This is a genomic window from Buttiauxella sp. 3AFRM03 (assembly GCF_003675305.1).
Lineage (GTDB): Bacteria > Pseudomonadota > Gammaproteobacteria > Enterobacterales > Enterobacteriaceae > Buttiauxella > Buttiauxella ferragutiae.
Genome location: NZ_CP033076.1, coordinates 1,096,789 through 1,110,099 on the forward strand (window position 1 = coordinate 1,096,789; position 13,311 = coordinate 1,110,099).

Genomic DNA, 13,311 nt, shown 5'->3' on the forward strand with positions numbered 1-13,311 from the left:
TTGCTAAATGGTGCGGCGGGCAAAGTCCTTCACCCTGAAGCCCAGCACCATCAGTGTTGCGAAATACGCCGCAATCCCGGCAACCACCACCGCCATCAGGCGCAGCAAGCGGTAAGGCATGGAGCCAAGATCCCAGGCTGGCATCACGTGCATCATGCCGAACAACACCGCAGCCATCACAACCACACCGGCAAACAAACGCCACAAGAACGCCCACCAGCCCGGCTGAGGCTGGAAAATATCCTGTTTCCGCAGTTGCCAGTATAGCAGGCTGGCATTCAGGCAAGCCCCCAGACCAATCGACAACGACAGCCCGGCGTGTTTGAGCGGGCCGATAAACGCGAGGTTCATCACCTGAGTCAGAATCAGTGTGACGATGGCAATTTTGACCGGCGTCTTGATGTCCTGGCGCGAATAGAAACCCGGAGCCAGCACTTTCACCACAATCAGCCCCATCAAACCGACGGAATAGGCCACCAGCGCACGTTGCGTCATCGCGGCATCAAAAGCGGTGAATTTACCGTACTGGAACAGTGAAACGGTGAGCGGTTTTGCCAGAATCCCCAGTGCCACTGCGCTTGGCAACGCCAGCAGAAAACATAAACGCAACCCCCAGTCCATCAGGCGCGAGTATTCGTCATGGTTGCCACTGGCAAAGCTCTTCGCCAGCGAAGGCAGCAAAATAGTGCCTAGCGCCACGCCTAACACGCCGGATGGAAATTCCATTAAACGGTCAGCGTAGTACATCCAGGAAACCGAGCCTGAGGCGAGGAACGAGGCGAAAATGGTGTTGATAATCAAAGAAATCTGGCTAACGGAAACACCGAGAATTGCCGGTCCCATCTGTTTGATAACGCGCATCGCACCGGCATCTTTCAGATTGACGCGCGGCAAAACCAGCATGCCAATCTTTTTCAGATGCGGTAACTGATACGCCAGTTGCAACACGCCGCCCACTGTCACCGCCCAGGCCAGCGCCAGAATCGGTGGGTTAAAGTACGGTGCCGCAAACAGCGCAAAGCCAATCATGCTGAGGTTCAGGAAAGTCGGCGCAAAAGCAGGAACGGAGAAACGGTTCCAGGTATTAAGAATCGCCCCGCATAACGAAGCCAGCGAGATCAGGAAAATATACGGGAAGGTTATCCGCAACAGGCTGGAAGTCAGGTTGAATTTATCTGCGGTATCGGCAAAGCCAGGCGCGGTGACCATAATCACCCACGGTGCCGCTATCATGCCGATAACGGTGACCACCGCCAGTGCCAGCGTGAGTAGCCCGGAAACATACGAGACAAACACGCGGGTGGCATCTTCGCCCTGCTTACTTTTGTACTCGGCAAGAATCGGCACAAACGCCTGCGAAAATGCCCCTTCGGCAAAAATACGACGCAACAAGTTGGGAAGTTTGAATGCCACGAAAAAGGCATCCGTCGCCATCCCTGCCCCAAAAACCCTTGCCACAATGGCGTCGCGCGCAAATCCGAGCACGCGAGAAAACATGGTCATCGAGCTGACGGCTGCCAGCGATTTTAATAGATTCATTATTATGTGGTTCCACAAACATCAACGCCTGCAAGGCAGGCGTTCAGCGCGTAAACAAAGAAGGAAAAAGCGTGGTTTTTCCTTCTTTGTGGTTATCAGCCGAAAATCAATAAATCGATTTTCCTTGTTTATTTATTTGGTGACATATGTTCGCTTTGCGAAAGAATGAGGTTTGTCATCAAACATCAACGCCTGCAAGGCAGGCGTTGGGATAACAGCAATGACGTCCAATTCATGTCGGATGTCGCTACGCTAATCCGACCTACGAAAGCCCCGCTAGTCTACCTATACACAGACGAAATACTACCGTGTTATTCACTCATGGCATCGCGCCACAGTTTCTCAACCACACGCTGGGCTATCAATGCTTGCTCGCCTGCGGTTTCAGGAACTGTCTGATTTGCCACACAATCGAGGAAATGACGGGCACAACCGACAAAACCGCGTTGTTCGAGCGTGGTTTGCCAGCCGGGAATGGGACGATTGACCACCCCATTGCCGCACTCTTCACGCCATTCGCGCATATCGGTCACGTCATATAAGCCGCCATCTGTCACCGCTTGTACTGACTCGCGTTGGCTACCGGCACGGCGGTGCATACTGGTGGTGATTTGCAGGTTGCCACTGGCAAAGTGGTGCTCAGCAAACAGCATGTGGCCGTGATCGTTGGTCAGCAATGTTCCGCTTTGTAACTGTGCTTCGCTCCCCCCCAACCACAACGCGGTATCAACAACATGCAGATAATCATCAAGCAAGGTAAAGCGCAGGTCATTTGGCCCGACGCTGTCAGTGCGATGTTTGTCCATCCGCAACGAGGCGCCGTTCGCCAGTTTCGTTTTCAGGTCACGATACAGCGGAGAAAAACGGCGGTTAAAACCGACCATCAAGGTGCGTTTTTTCTGCTGTGCCAGTTCCACTAAACGCTCCGCATCAGCAAGATTTTCTGCCAGTGGTTTATCCACACAGACATTGACGCCAGCCTGTAACAGTTCGCTGACTACCGCGTAGTGGCTGCTGGTGGCGCTGTGGACAAAGACCGCATCGCACTGTGCTGCGAGTTCGGCAATAGATGAAACATAAGGGATACGGTAGGCATCGCAAACCGGTTGGGCTTTGGCGCGGGTTGGGGAAAAAGCGCCTTGCACAGTCCAGTCATTAGAGGCTCCTAATACTGGCAACCACGCCTTTTGAGCGATGCCGCCCAAACCCACCACGCCGACGCGAAGTTTAGTCATCAATTAATCCCCAAGGTGTGCCAACAGCGAGTCAAGACGTTGCTTGAGTTCAGCGACTTCGCTTTCAAGTTGTTCCACGCGGGCAGTTAAATCATCCGTTGGTGCCATCGCACTTTCGGCGAGGTTGGCTGGTGATGAATCAACTTCGCCACAGAACAAGTGCATATAGCGGCTTTCACGTTTGCCCGGTTCACGTGGCAAACGCACCACAAATGGGCCATCTTCACGTTGGCAAGGTTTTCTAGCGTCGCTTCAACTTGCGCCATATCGCTGAATTCAAACATACGCGCGGCGCGAGAACGTAATTCACCCGGTGTCTGGGCGCCACGTAGTAACAAGTTGGTCACGACCGCCACTTCCGCCGCCGAGAGCTTCAGGTTGCCAAATTCGGAATTGCAGAAGCGCTGCTCGTACTTCGTCACGCGATTACCGAAACCGCTAATAGTGCGCAAAAAGTGGCGCTTGACCAGAGTATCCAGCGTTTCTTGCACACCATGTTCTTTCAGATCCATCACCGGTTCGCGGTTGGTTTTCTGATTACACGCCGCCACGACGCCGTTGACGGACATCGGATATTGTTCAGGCGTGGTCACCTGTTTTTCCAGCAGGGGAAAAAACAGCACTTAACCAGATGATAACACAATAAAATCCTTCACCTATCACCCTGCAAACATGCGTTTTTACTCGATAAATTTACTTAATAAAATCATGCTATTAAAAAACGTTTTGCTGAATGATTTTGGTATTCACTTGGTTAAAATGCAACCGTATAATATTGATACCCATTCACCAACACAGAGAATTAGTTAACCATCAGTGGCACATCATCTAAGACGTCATCATCCAGCGGTTTCCCCAGATACGGGGGTCGCTGCTGTAGTTATAGCGCCACCACTCTCTCCAGATTTTTTTAATCCATCGACAACCATGTGCAAAATATCGCGGCCATTTATAGAGTGGTGTTTTTTTGCCTCCTAGCCACCCAAGTATTTTTTATTGAGCCATTCTTGGCAAATTATCATGACTATTATCACAGGCTCGCATGCATCCCCCTGCAGATGCTGGATGCCATATTTAATTTAAGACAAAATAAAATCCATTCGCTTTATATGCTTTTTGTAGAATCAGGCGTTGTGGTTTCTTCTTTTTCCGTTTAATTAACTATCAGGCTCCCCAAATGAATTACAGCAAGCCCATGAATTGATTGAGTCTGAAATTAACATCCGGGATGACTCAGCCCTTTCACAACATATTCAGCTGGTTACACACCTGAATCAGCAAGAAGAACTTGCGGTTCAGCACCTGATAGCGAAGACTCTGCTTAAGCTTGCCAACTGGTTCGGTGCCAAAGGTCAGCCTGAGCAGGAAATGGAACAACTGCGCCCCCTAATCGCGCGCTTTCAGGATTCCACGGTCGAAGGTGTTCAGGTGCTGGTTGCAAAAGCCATGGACAACCTGTCATTCACCTATGGCACTCAGGGGCTGCCAGAACAGGAAACAGAACAACGGCACACACTGATTAAGCGCTTTGAAGATTCAGAGTTTGAAGGTGTTCAGGTGGTGGTTGCAGAGGCTATGTTCATTAACTTTCTCTATCTGGATCAGCCGGAGCAGGGAGCAGAACAACTGTGCACACTGATTAAGCGCTTTGAGGATTCAGAGTTCGAAGATGTCCAGGTTCATGTTGCGCAGGCTATGCTCAGTTTGGCGCGCACCTATGAGGCATTGGGGCTGCCAGAGCAGGAAACAAAGCAACTGCGTACGCTGATTGAGCGTTTTCAGGACTCCACTGTCGAAGACGTTCAGATTCGAGTTGCAAGTGCTATGTTTATCCTGGCATGCACTTATGGCGAGGTGCGGGAAACAGAACAACTGCATACCCTGATTGAGCGCTTTGAGGATTCAGAGTTTGAAGGTGTTCAGGTGGTGGTTGCAGAGGCTATGAACAACCTGGCGCTTACCTACCACGATCAGGGGCAAACTGAGCGGGAGATGGAGCAATATCGCTGTTTGATCGCACGTTTCGAGGACCTGCAGGTTCAGGTTGATGAAATTAAGGACTATGTCGATCACGCCAAATCGAAGGTCTCAGGACCGACAAAATCATGGTCAAAAAGACTCTTTGGGGAGTAAGTCTCCTATGTCTGCACGGTGTGATGAGAAAGAGCGTTGATTTTATGGGGTCATGCAAACAACTGGAGGCTTTTCGGAGCAGAGCCTGGCTCTAGGGCTGTATCCAGCATAAACTGTATGCTCACCTTTTCCAGATGGGGCAGGATCTATTGTACTGAGAACAGCCCGATAAAGTCCATTTTTCAGCCATCGTATCAGGTCAAAAAACCGACATTATTAGAGTGTCATATTTAATTTAAGACGAAATAAAATCCATTGTCTTTGTATGTGCTTAGTAAAATCAGCCGCTACTGGTACTACTTTGATATACAGGAAAGTTTGTCTAATGTTTTTTATAACTAATGGAATTGATAACTACAGGAAAATTTTTTGTTATAAAGGTGTGGCTAGCCGTAATAGTTATGTGTTTTTTTCGTTATTTCAAATACTACCTTTATTATTCCTGGATGCCATTGATATATTTTTTGACCTCGTTAGCCAAGTCACTGATTTGCTCCCAGAGAAAATCAGTGACTTGCTAGATATTGTTCTACGTGGTGGGGATATTGCTATTGGTATCATTGTTCTCCTTTCTTTACTTCTGGCCGACATATCTATCTCCGCTAGGCGGTTGCATGATATTGGTCTGAGTGGTTGGTTCACACTTGCCCCGGCGGTGATTATTCTTGCGGTGCAATTTATTGTTTTTTCATGGTTTGAGTTTGAACTTGAGGTTGGGATTTCGATTGGGATGGGGATTGTAATTGTGATTGACCTTGTTTTCCATCTGTTGCTTGCACTACCGAAGTCAAAAATAGAAAACAATAAATACCGACCAGCTGATTCTATTTTCACTCCGGCTACCGATGAGGCCGTGAGCTAATTTATGTGTAGCTAAACACTATTCACCGCCATCATGCTTATATGGTGCTCATGCAGGAATAATATATGACATTCGATTTAATTAAGTATTTAACAGAAAATTCAATTCCGTATTCCGTTTCACGGCATGGTTCTATTGATATACCTGGTAACCTTAATTTGGCAGATAAAAAAAACGTCGTCACACTGCCAGATAATCTGACTGTGGGTGGCTCGGTCTACCTAAGAGGAACCCAAATTACCACTCTGCCAGAGTACCTGACGGTCGGGCGAGATCTCAACCTCAGTGGAATCCAAATCACCACGCTGCCAGCGAGCCTAAGGGTTGGTAGTTGTATCGAACTAACCACACTACCAGAAAACCTAATAGTTGATGATAGATTCGTAATTAGTATATCCGGTAACCTTGATTTAGTGGATTATGAAAATGTCACCACACTACCGAGGAACCTCTGGGTTGGTGGCTGGTTTGACCTACGCGGTGCCCAAATAACCACACTGCCAGACAGCCTCATAGTAAATGGCTGGGTTGACCTGCGCGACACCCAAATCACCATGCTTCCAAAGGAAGAACTGAGAGTTGGTTCTTGGCTCAACCTGAGCGGTTCACAAATCACCACACTGCCGGAGTACCTGGACCTGGTGGTGGATGGATACCTCTGCCTGACTGATACCCAAATAACCAAATTGCCCAGCTATTTAACTTGCGGCTCCCTTTATCTTGATCCAGAACATTTCTCCAATGTGACTTTCCGTAAAAATTGCGGAGATAGCAACCGAACAATTTTTGCAGTCATGTCAGGTGAAAGATTCTATATTGCAGCAGGTTCTTTCTATGGACCTGTAGTGCAATTCGAAGATGCGGTTGATCGCAAATACTCCGGCGAAGCAGCAGAAGCGTACAAGCAAGCGGCTCGTGATTGTGTAGATGAACTGAAAGATAAATTAAGCAGCAATCAGTACTCACTGTGACACTTCCGACCACGACGGGTGGGATTATTGACTCGTATGCCGCGACCGGTCCATATTCCCCGGCGATGGCGTTTGCATAGATAGCGGGGCCGTGTGTTGTACTGTCTGCCGGTGATGCAGTGAACGGGAAGGATTTTCCGTTTACCGTGATAACACAGTCAATGGCGCGGTTGTCAGGCTTGCTGTAACGGCAATCAGTGATGGTCATTGCGCTGTGCGTCATCGACATGGCGGAAGGACTATTTCCTTGCATCCAATAGTGGAGTGCAATCAGCGTTTCAGCTCCATGCTGACTGACATCCCTTTACCCGGGGAGAGTGAAAAGGCAATGTTATCGACAATCCAGGAGCGGTCAGCCTGTGGATCAAACCCTTCGGTGGTAACGCTGCTTTCTGGCATCAATGCCAGCAGTTCAGGTGTAGCGGGCTGCGCAATTGACATGAACATGAGGTGTTCGGGCTTCGTCTTTGTCTGCCTGGCGTTTGCAGTGATACGGGCCTCAGTTTGTTGATGTGACCGAATGAGTTGCTCTGCTGCAGCCAGATTAGGTAGTGTGCGACCGGATGTCGTCGTGGGATCTCCGGAGCCGTATTTTAACTCTTTAGTCTCATTGGTTTCCGCATCGTTATATAGCACAACATACGTACCTTTATTACCGGCCACTGCCGCAGATGGACTCCTGGCTTTACTCCTGTGCGGAAACTGCCAGCTTGTCTTTCCATCAGGTGTAATGGTCACCGCAGGTAAGTCCTTACCACTTGCGCTCTTTCCTGAGCCCTGCACCATAAAGACCCAGTAACCGCCCGTTGCTTTACTGATGGCATCATATTGCCGCGCCAGTTTTGCCAGGAATTCGGCATCGTTTTCATAAAACTGATCAAGATGCCCGGGCATCTGGTTGTTAAGCTCTGGTGAGATGCTGGATAAAAGCCCATTTTCCGCCGCAATGGTTCTGACAATCTCTCCAACACTGATATTATCCCACGAGCGCGTTTTTTGACTCGGCATGTTATGGGTATGTATGGCGTTGCTACTCGGTACGGCCAGTTTTAATTTTGCGCCTTTTGCTGGCAGCATCATCGTGGGTGAAACCAGATTAATCGTCAGCTTATCCGATTGAGGGTCTTCTCCGGTTGCGCCGTAATCAATAAAGGTCAGGTCAGTGAGATATTTTGCGACCTCATGAGTAATATTTTTATCTTCGGCAATTAACGAAAATGTCGGTAAATAAGGATTAACGTTATTCATGGGTTCACCATAATGACGGAGTGTATATTGTGGGCCCTTCAGTAATAACCGGTAGTTTTATTTCAATACCTGCCTCATAATAATTACCCAATTCAGAAAGTCCGGGATTAACATTGAATACATCAATGAGATTTCTCGAATCACCATAAAATCGCCAACATATTTCATCAAGAATATCGCCATCACGGGTTATATATATTGTCACCATAATATTTTATTGCCCTTGTAAATTGCTGATGTTTAGGTATTTCGGCCATTAAAAATCTGTCTGCCGTATCGGAAAATTCAGAGACCACCCAATATCCCAGAATCTCACCTGTGCCGGATATCAGGAGTTTTGGTATAGCCACATCACCCAGCAGGCTCAGTTCATTGACCGGTTGAGTCCCCACAAACATCTTGCTCAGTTGCGGGGAGATGCGGCGATTATCCGTATACACCTCACCCGAGAAAGAGATGACTGGCGTGGATTTCCCTGTGTACTGGAGGCTGTCGCGCTGGCCAAAGCGTTGCTGCTCCACCCAACGCCAGGACAACGATCGCTGGATACTTTGATAGGTCGCATCATCGATGTTGAAATTAAAATCCCCAAGGGTCATCATCGTTTTGAAATTGTGCTTTACACCAATATCCAGAAGGGCGAAGGCGTCGCCAGTCGCGACGGTTGCCAGACCAAAAATATCCATCAAAAGCCCTCCCCGATAAAATCGGATAACGTCAGATTCTTAAAGTCGATGCCAGCAATGCCACCCGGCACTGAACTCAGGTAAACCATTAATGAAACGATATTAAGTGTATCGATACCATTTATCCGTCTGACGCCCTCACCCGGTATCAGCAGCATCTTCTCCTTTCCATTCACTGATCGCCTGTAATAGCTGAGCGCTAGGTCTATTGAAGTTGATTTATTCGCACGCCCAACGCTTCCGGTCGGGTCAGAGGAGGATCTCGATATGAACCCTTCAATCTCGTCTTCGATGCCTGCGACCCCGCCAGCCCCCTGGTAACCTTCGCGAATAACAGGCCGGTACTGACAAATGGCCTGAATCCGATGGCAGCGAGGTCATCAACATTCGCGCCACGGATCTTCAGGCTGGCAGTCAACGGCTGCATATCGCATCAGGATCGCCCGGGTCTATCAGCTGACGTGGGACGCCGTAATCGGCTGTTTTCACATCGAGGTCATTCCCTCCAGCAGTGGCCAGAAATGTTGCCCCACCGCCTCGTTGACCCGTACCCTGAGATTGCTTTCACGAAAAGCAACAGCCTCCCCCTGGATGTATGCCGGATCTGATTCAACCAGACCGGTATAGTTCGGGTCTTTGCTAATAAGTGACTGCGTCCACTCGACAATGATCACTTCCGGGTCAATCTCTTCAATAGCATCAGGCAAGGGGAGCTGTGATAAATCAATACTGTTTGTTGTCATCCTAACCTCACGCGACCGCTGCGGAAAAATGTACTGCTCTCAAGGTTCACGCCCTCAATGCCCACTTCGATAAATCCATTACCCGCCTCAAGCACATACACACGCTCTATCTTCAGGCGGGGTTCCCATTTATTGATGGCGATAGCGGTTTCTTTTCTAATATTCGAAACAAGTATCCCGTCCAGAGGGGAATCGATCAGATTAAAAAGATGACTGCCGTAATCACGGCGCAGGACACGTGTTCCCACCGGTGTGGTTAAAATATTAATGATGGATTGATTTAAATGAGCATCACCGCTGAGCGGTCGCCCGGTTTGTGCGTTCATGCCCTTCATATTTTCACCAATAAAAAACCCGCCGAAGCAGGTTTACGTATTTAACTGGAAATAATTTTCAGTTTAACTCGATGTATCTAGCACACATTCCTTTAGCTGTGGACCACCCATAACCTGACCATAACCAATACACCTCGCTGCAATTTTTTCCCCTTTTTTAATATTCATTAGCTTGTCTGTTTCTGTATCTACAAACTGGAGGTATGGCTTATTGAAACCTGCTACTTTCAAAACGACATAGGGTTTACCATTAACACCTGATTTAACTGCATTAACTACCCCTTCTATAGCTAGCGACTCCCCTTTGTATTTTTCATCAGCCGCAAGCTCATTGCTTGCATAGTCTGCAAAAATTTGCTCTGGTGTGACATAAATTTCACCTTCACTCAGAAACATTTCCGCCTCCACTGTGCAACTAATAAACAACAAGAACATAACAATTAAACCAAAAGACAAATCAAAATTACGCTTTTTCATTTTAAAATTTTCAATTTTTAGCTAAACAAATCATCACCACAATATATGGGTACAAATCATTTAAACACAGCTTTCATTAATCCAGTCAATAAGTTATCGACCTTCCATTATTTCGGTCATTGCTCTTTTTGGCAAAAATAGCAAGCTTTCACCCTGCTATCTACTCCTTCACCACAATGATTACATTTCACTATTTTAATAGCATCGCCATTATTAATGATTGTCATTTGATTATTTTCATTTTTCCCCATCATTGACCAGACTAGTGCCACTACCCATCCTAAAAAAGTCCATCCCAACAATATGTTGAGTGCCATCACTGCACCCATGTATTTGTGGTCCCTCACCGCAGCAACAACAGAAGGAATGAAATAAGATACAAATAAAATCGCCCCACCCATTGTGAGTAAATTTTCAACCATGACCAGTATCCATACAAACAAAAAGGATAGTTAGTTTACGTGCGTGACTAGTTCAAAAACTTGCCAAAAAGTGTTAGCAGGATGATTGATCCTCCACTGGCGGGGCATTACATCGGCTGATTCGGCGGCAATGTTACTGAATCCGTTTCATCATGATCATGGTTATTGAAGATTTCTCTCACGCCGGCCATCGTTCCTTTGCTGTCTGATAGCTCAGCCCTGGTGCCGATATTGCCTTCCGCATCGATAGTCTGTTTTGCGCAAACAGCATCTTCAAATGTAACCTTCCCTTTAAAAAACCAGCCTTCTGGTGAGGCGGTCAGACTGATTTCACCACCAGACAGCTCGATGGCCAGCACGGTAATACCATCAGCGGCGCGGATTCGGGCTTGCCCGGCCCCCACTTCAGGCCATACGGAGTCTCATCATCCCCCCATTTGAGAAACTGCTTCTCACCACAATGCGGGCAAGGAATGTGGAAGCGCAGCAGGTGATCAGACTCTCGTGCCGCTTTTTCAATCTGGCAGCTATCTTTTATTTTTGGTGTGGAACCACGGATGGATTTTGGCCAGATGGAACCTTCTATGCGCTTGTCGCCGAGTTGCGTCGGTGAGCCTTCTTTTTCAATATCCGCATCAAAGGCCGCCAGCTCGTCATACATCACCGCATCAACCGATTTCTCACGGTAGTTTTTTGCCGCCTTGCCACCAAGACACCACAGTCCCATGCCATGCGAAAAGCGCTTCATGGATAGAGTGTTGTCACGATGCTTCCTGCCGTACCAGGGAGCCAGGAGCTTCAGTGCCGGAACTTCCCTTATGGTAGGTTCAACATGTGACTTCATGAAGTTCTCAGCATCCGCATCCGTTGGCTGAAACATCAGACAATTACAGGTTTTATATTCCACAAAATAAGCCATCGCAGCTAACAACATCTTGGTATAACCGACGCGGGCGGATTTGATAAAGTTGACGGTGCGGATCCCATCATTACCCATGGCATTCATAATGGCCACCTGGAAAGGCAGCGTTATCCAGGCACCGGTGTTGTAGCTTGATTCTTTCGGCAAATAGTAACAGTCATCCGCCCATTCAACGGCCGTCATAGGTAAGGGGCGGCGCAAACTGGCAAGCCCTGCCGCAGCGGCTACGACCATATTTTCAACTTGCGCTGTCGATATATTCATCGAGCATCTCCGGGATTTTTCCGCTGGTTGTGGTGGCGTTATTCGTCGCTTTGGCGATCAATTTTTTCAGAAATTCAAGTTGCGCCTTACCAATGTCAACAAAGCGCCGCTGCATGGAGAGAGGGATGGAATCCAGAATGGAGGCAATATCATTTTCCAGCCTGGAGAGTGCAAAGGAGCAAAAAGCCGTATCAACAACCCCCCTTTCATCTCTCAGGTTTTTAAGTTCCTGAGCAAGGGCCTGCGCTTCAGTGAGGCGAATGCGAGCCTCCTGCAAACGGATCTCCCGCTCAATGTCATCACCTTGTTCGTCACCCTCATTTTCCGGTTCATTTGCCGGTTTGTTCAGGGGGTGTCCGGCGGGACTCTCTGCCTCAAAACATCAATGTAAAACAGACGCCATGCATCCATGTCGTATCCCGCACGCCCGCGTGGTTTGGGAGATCCAGCCAGTTTGGTGAGGCCCCGGAGCGTCCGTTCTGAAACATTAATATGGCGCGCTACCTCCTCTTGTGTAGACATAAAATCACCCCAAAAGAAACCGGCAAATACATTCCTTGAAAATTTTCATAAATAGCGCGCTTTTGCGCGTCTAAAACCCCTCGGTGTTTTTATTTCCCAGGAAGTACCTTTTCAGACTACTGAGAGTTGGATGTTTAAACCTGAGACCCCTCTACTATTGTTGCATCACGCCACAGTGTCGTATCCTGACCCGCATTATCCGGCCTGACACCATCAAAACTAAGACACCGCCGATCCTGAGTTCAGAATTGCGGAAGCAACTGGGCGGGTCGCGATCATGCAGAGTTTTACTTATTAGCGCGAAATACAGCTTTTGCGTTCGTTGCCGTGAGGCTAAACCTGTTTTCATTGGATATTTACCAGATTTTCCCTGACAAAGGATTTGTAATGAGCTCCGTTAAACACCCGTACTTCGGTACGTTGAACAGTCTAAACTCACACGGCCTCGATGTTGTGTGGGAAGGAAAGATCGCTATTAACAACACTGAGACCGATGCCATGGTTTGGATTGAAGGAAACACCTCTTTCCAGATGGCACAGTTGGATGCATTTGCTGCGCTACTAACAAACATATCCTCAGTCGACGCCCGTGCTCGCATTCAATTATGTAACCATCTGACCAGGGATGATCCATATTATCTTGAATATCATGTTAATGAGTTAGCGGAGAGCCCAGTCATTGCTGAGCTGATAAGGGCTAGTGCAGAAGGGATACCATCCGCCGATGCCTTTGTGCAAAAAATGCGACTACACAACATCGGACTATGGCATGGCCAAAAAACGCCACTTATTCTCGACTACATGATCGATTCAGATTACAGCGACGACATTCTTGCTGTAGGCATTAGCCTCGACGGGGAAGCTATCTATGTAAGCTGGGAGAGTTAAATGTAATCAGTTATTACAATACCCCCTCCCGGCACGATGAGCTAATGTCGGGAATTTTCTGTGA

At 48.0% G+C, this 13,311-nt stretch carries 16 protein-coding genes and 2 pseudogenes; 4 read left to right on the forward strand and 14 right to left on the reverse strand.

Annotated features, from left to right (window positions below; genetic code table 11):
• Positions 1-3: 3 nt before the first annotated feature.
• The 3 genes and pseudogenes from murJ to D8682_RS06690 form a co-directional block, all read right to left on the reverse strand.
• Positions 4-1,539 (reverse strand): murein biosynthesis integral membrane protein MurJ, encoded by a 1,536-nt coding sequence (gene murJ, locus D8682_RS06680; protein WP_064547892.1) that lies wholly within the window; start codon positions 1,537-1,539, stop codon positions 4-6.
• A gap of 311 nt (positions 1,540-1,850) precedes the next feature.
• Positions 1,851-2,774 carry a Gfo/Idh/MocA family protein gene (locus tag D8682_RS06685; RefSeq protein WP_121813870.1) on the reverse strand — a complete coding sequence of 308 codons (924 nt, stop codon included), beginning with the start codon at positions 2,772-2,774 and terminating at the stop codon, positions 1,851-1,853.
• Positions 2,775-2,777: 3 nt separating this feature from the next.
• Positions 2,778-3,397, reverse strand: a pseudogene (locus D8682_RS06690) (YceH family protein).
• 745 nt (positions 3,398-4,142) lie between these two features.
• Here D8682_RS06690 and D8682_RS06695 point away from each other — a divergent pair.
• The 3 genes from D8682_RS06695 (at position 4,143) to D8682_RS06705 (ending at position 6,740) form a co-directional block, all read left to right on the forward strand.
• Positions 4,143-4,907, forward strand: a complete 765-nt coding sequence (locus tag D8682_RS06695) for a tol-pal system YbgF family protein (RefSeq protein ID WP_162302991.1) — start codon at positions 4,143-4,145, stop codon at positions 4,905-4,907.
• Positions 4,908-5,232: 325 nt separating this feature from the next.
• Positions 5,233-5,769 (forward strand): DUF805 domain-containing protein, encoded by a 537-nt coding sequence (locus tag D8682_RS06700; RefSeq protein WP_162302992.1) that lies wholly within the window; start codon positions 5,233-5,235, stop codon positions 5,767-5,769.
• Between the two features lie 65 nt (positions 5,770-5,834).
• Positions 5,835-6,740, forward strand: a complete 906-nt coding sequence (locus D8682_RS06705) for a hypothetical protein (protein ID WP_121813873.1) — start codon at positions 5,835-5,837, stop codon at positions 6,738-6,740.
• 270 nt (positions 6,741-7,010) lie between these two features.
• On the opposite strand, the gene D8682_RS06710 is transcribed toward D8682_RS06705, so the two are convergent.
• The 11 genes and pseudogenes from D8682_RS06710 to D8682_RS06760 form a co-directional block, all read right to left on the reverse strand.
• On the reverse strand, positions 7,011-7,988 hold the full coding sequence (locus D8682_RS06710) for a contractile injection system protein, VgrG/Pvc8 family (RefSeq protein ID WP_121813874.1): 978 nt from the start codon (positions 7,986-7,988) through the stop codon (positions 7,011-7,013).
• Positions 7,989-7,992: 4 nt separating this feature from the next.
• Complete coding sequence (locus D8682_RS06715; protein WP_121813875.1) at positions 7,993-8,196, reverse strand: tail protein X; 204 nt, start codon at positions 8,194-8,196, stop codon at positions 7,993-7,995.
• A complete protein-coding gene (locus D8682_RS06720) occupies positions 8,171-8,674 on the reverse strand; it encodes a phage tail protein (RefSeq protein ID WP_121813876.1) in 504 nt (167 codons plus the stop codon). The genes D8682_RS06715 and D8682_RS06720 overlap by 26 nt, the downstream gene beginning before the upstream one ends.
• Positions 8,674-8,832 carry a hypothetical protein gene (locus D8682_RS26695; RefSeq protein ID WP_162302993.1) on the reverse strand — a complete coding sequence of 53 codons (159 nt, stop codon included), beginning with the start codon at positions 8,830-8,832 and terminating at the stop codon, positions 8,674-8,676. The genes D8682_RS06720 and D8682_RS26695 overlap by 1 nt, the downstream gene beginning before the upstream one ends.
• 327 nt (positions 8,833-9,159) lie before the next feature.
• Positions 9,160-9,417, reverse strand: coding sequence for a hypothetical protein (locus tag D8682_RS06730; RefSeq protein WP_121813878.1), 258 nt, complete (start codon positions 9,415-9,417; stop codon positions 9,160-9,162).
• On the reverse strand, positions 9,414-9,743 hold the full coding sequence (locus tag D8682_RS06735; RefSeq protein ID WP_238392826.1) for a GPW/gp25 family protein: 330 nt from the start codon (positions 9,741-9,743) through the stop codon (positions 9,414-9,416). Before D8682_RS06735 ends, D8682_RS06730 begins: the two co-directional genes overlap by 4 nt.
• Before the next feature lie 72 nt (positions 9,744-9,815).
• Complete coding sequence (locus D8682_RS06740; protein WP_121813880.1) at positions 9,816-10,229, reverse strand: hypothetical protein; 414 nt, start codon at positions 10,227-10,229, stop codon at positions 9,816-9,818.
• A gap of 116 nt (positions 10,230-10,345) precedes the next feature.
• The gene (locus tag D8682_RS06745; protein WP_121813881.1) at positions 10,346-10,651 is read right to left on the reverse strand and encodes a superinfection immunity protein; all 306 of its coding nucleotides are present in this window, start codon (positions 10,649-10,651) and stop codon (positions 10,346-10,348) included.
• 107 nt (positions 10,652-10,758) lie between these two features.
• On the reverse strand, positions 10,759-11,010 hold the full coding sequence (locus D8682_RS06750; protein WP_121813882.1) for a hypothetical protein: 252 nt from the start codon (positions 11,008-11,010) through the stop codon (positions 10,759-10,761).
• Positions 10,977-11,837: pseudogene (locus D8682_RS06755) on the reverse strand (phage terminase large subunit family protein); the annotation flags it as partial. The gene D8682_RS06750 and the pseudogene D8682_RS06755, both read right to left, overlap by 34 nt.
• A complete protein-coding gene (locus D8682_RS06760; protein ID WP_238392827.1) occupies positions 11,812-12,114 on the reverse strand; it encodes a terminase small subunit in 303 nt (100 codons plus the stop codon). The gene D8682_RS06760 and the pseudogene D8682_RS06755, both read right to left, overlap by 26 nt.
• 632 nt (positions 12,115-12,746) lie before the next feature.
• Here D8682_RS06760 and D8682_RS06770 point away from each other — a divergent pair.
• Positions 12,747-13,247, forward strand: a complete 501-nt coding sequence (locus D8682_RS06770; protein WP_121813886.1) for a DUF2004 domain-containing protein — start codon at positions 12,747-12,749, stop codon at positions 13,245-13,247.
• Positions 13,248-13,311: the final 64 nt, after the last annotated feature.

Excerpts from the sequence above, each read along its gene's own strand:
- D8682_RS06700 (WP_162302992.1), top strand. The coding sequence starts at position 5,233 with ATGTTTTTTATAACTAATGGAATTGATAACTACAGGAAAATTTTTTGT.
- D8682_RS26695 (WP_162302993.1), bottom strand. The coding sequence starts at position 8,832 with ATGCTGCTGATACCGGGTGAGGGCGTCAGACGGATAAATGGTATCGAT.
- D8682_RS06710 (WP_121813874.1), bottom strand. The coding sequence starts at position 7,988 with ATGAATAACGTTAATCCTTATTTACCGACATTTTCGTTAATTGCCGAA.
- D8682_RS06720 (WP_121813876.1), bottom strand. The coding sequence starts at position 8,674 with ATGGATATTTTTGGTCTGGCAACCGTCGCGACTGGCGACGCCTTCGCC.
- D8682_RS06740 (WP_121813880.1), bottom strand. The coding sequence starts at position 10,229 with ATGAAAAAGCGTAATTTTGATTTGTCTTTTGGTTTAATTGTTATGTTC.
- D8682_RS06705 (WP_121813873.1), top strand. The coding sequence starts at position 5,835 with ATGACATTCGATTTAATTAAGTATTTAACAGAAAATTCAATTCCGTAT.
- D8682_RS06770 (WP_121813886.1), top strand. The coding sequence starts at position 12,747 with ATGAGCTCCGTTAAACACCCGTACTTCGGTACGTTGAACAGTCTAAAC.
- D8682_RS06685 (WP_121813870.1), bottom strand. The coding sequence starts at position 2,774 with ATGACTAAACTTCGCGTCGGCGTGGTGGGTTTGGGCGGCATCGCTCAA.
- D8682_RS06695 (WP_162302991.1), top strand. The coding sequence starts at position 4,143 with ATGGAACAACTGCGCCCCCTAATCGCGCGCTTTCAGGATTCCACGGTC.
- D8682_RS06730 (WP_121813878.1), bottom strand. The coding sequence starts at position 9,417 with ATGACAACAAACAGTATTGATTTATCACAGCTCCCCTTGCCTGATGCT.
- D8682_RS06715 (WP_121813875.1), bottom strand. The coding sequence starts at position 8,196 with ATGGTGACAATATATATAACCCGTGATGGCGATATTCTTGATGAAATA.
- murJ (WP_064547892.1), bottom strand. The coding sequence starts at position 1,539 with ATGAATCTATTAAAATCGCTGGCAGCCGTCAGCTCGATGACCATGTTT.
- D8682_RS06735 (WP_238392826.1), bottom strand. The coding sequence starts at position 9,743 with ATGAACGCACAAACCGGGCGACCGCTCAGCGGTGATGCTCATTTAAAT.
- D8682_RS06745 (WP_121813881.1), bottom strand. The coding sequence starts at position 10,651 with ATGGTTGAAAATTTACTCACAATGGGTGGGGCGATTTTATTTGTATCT.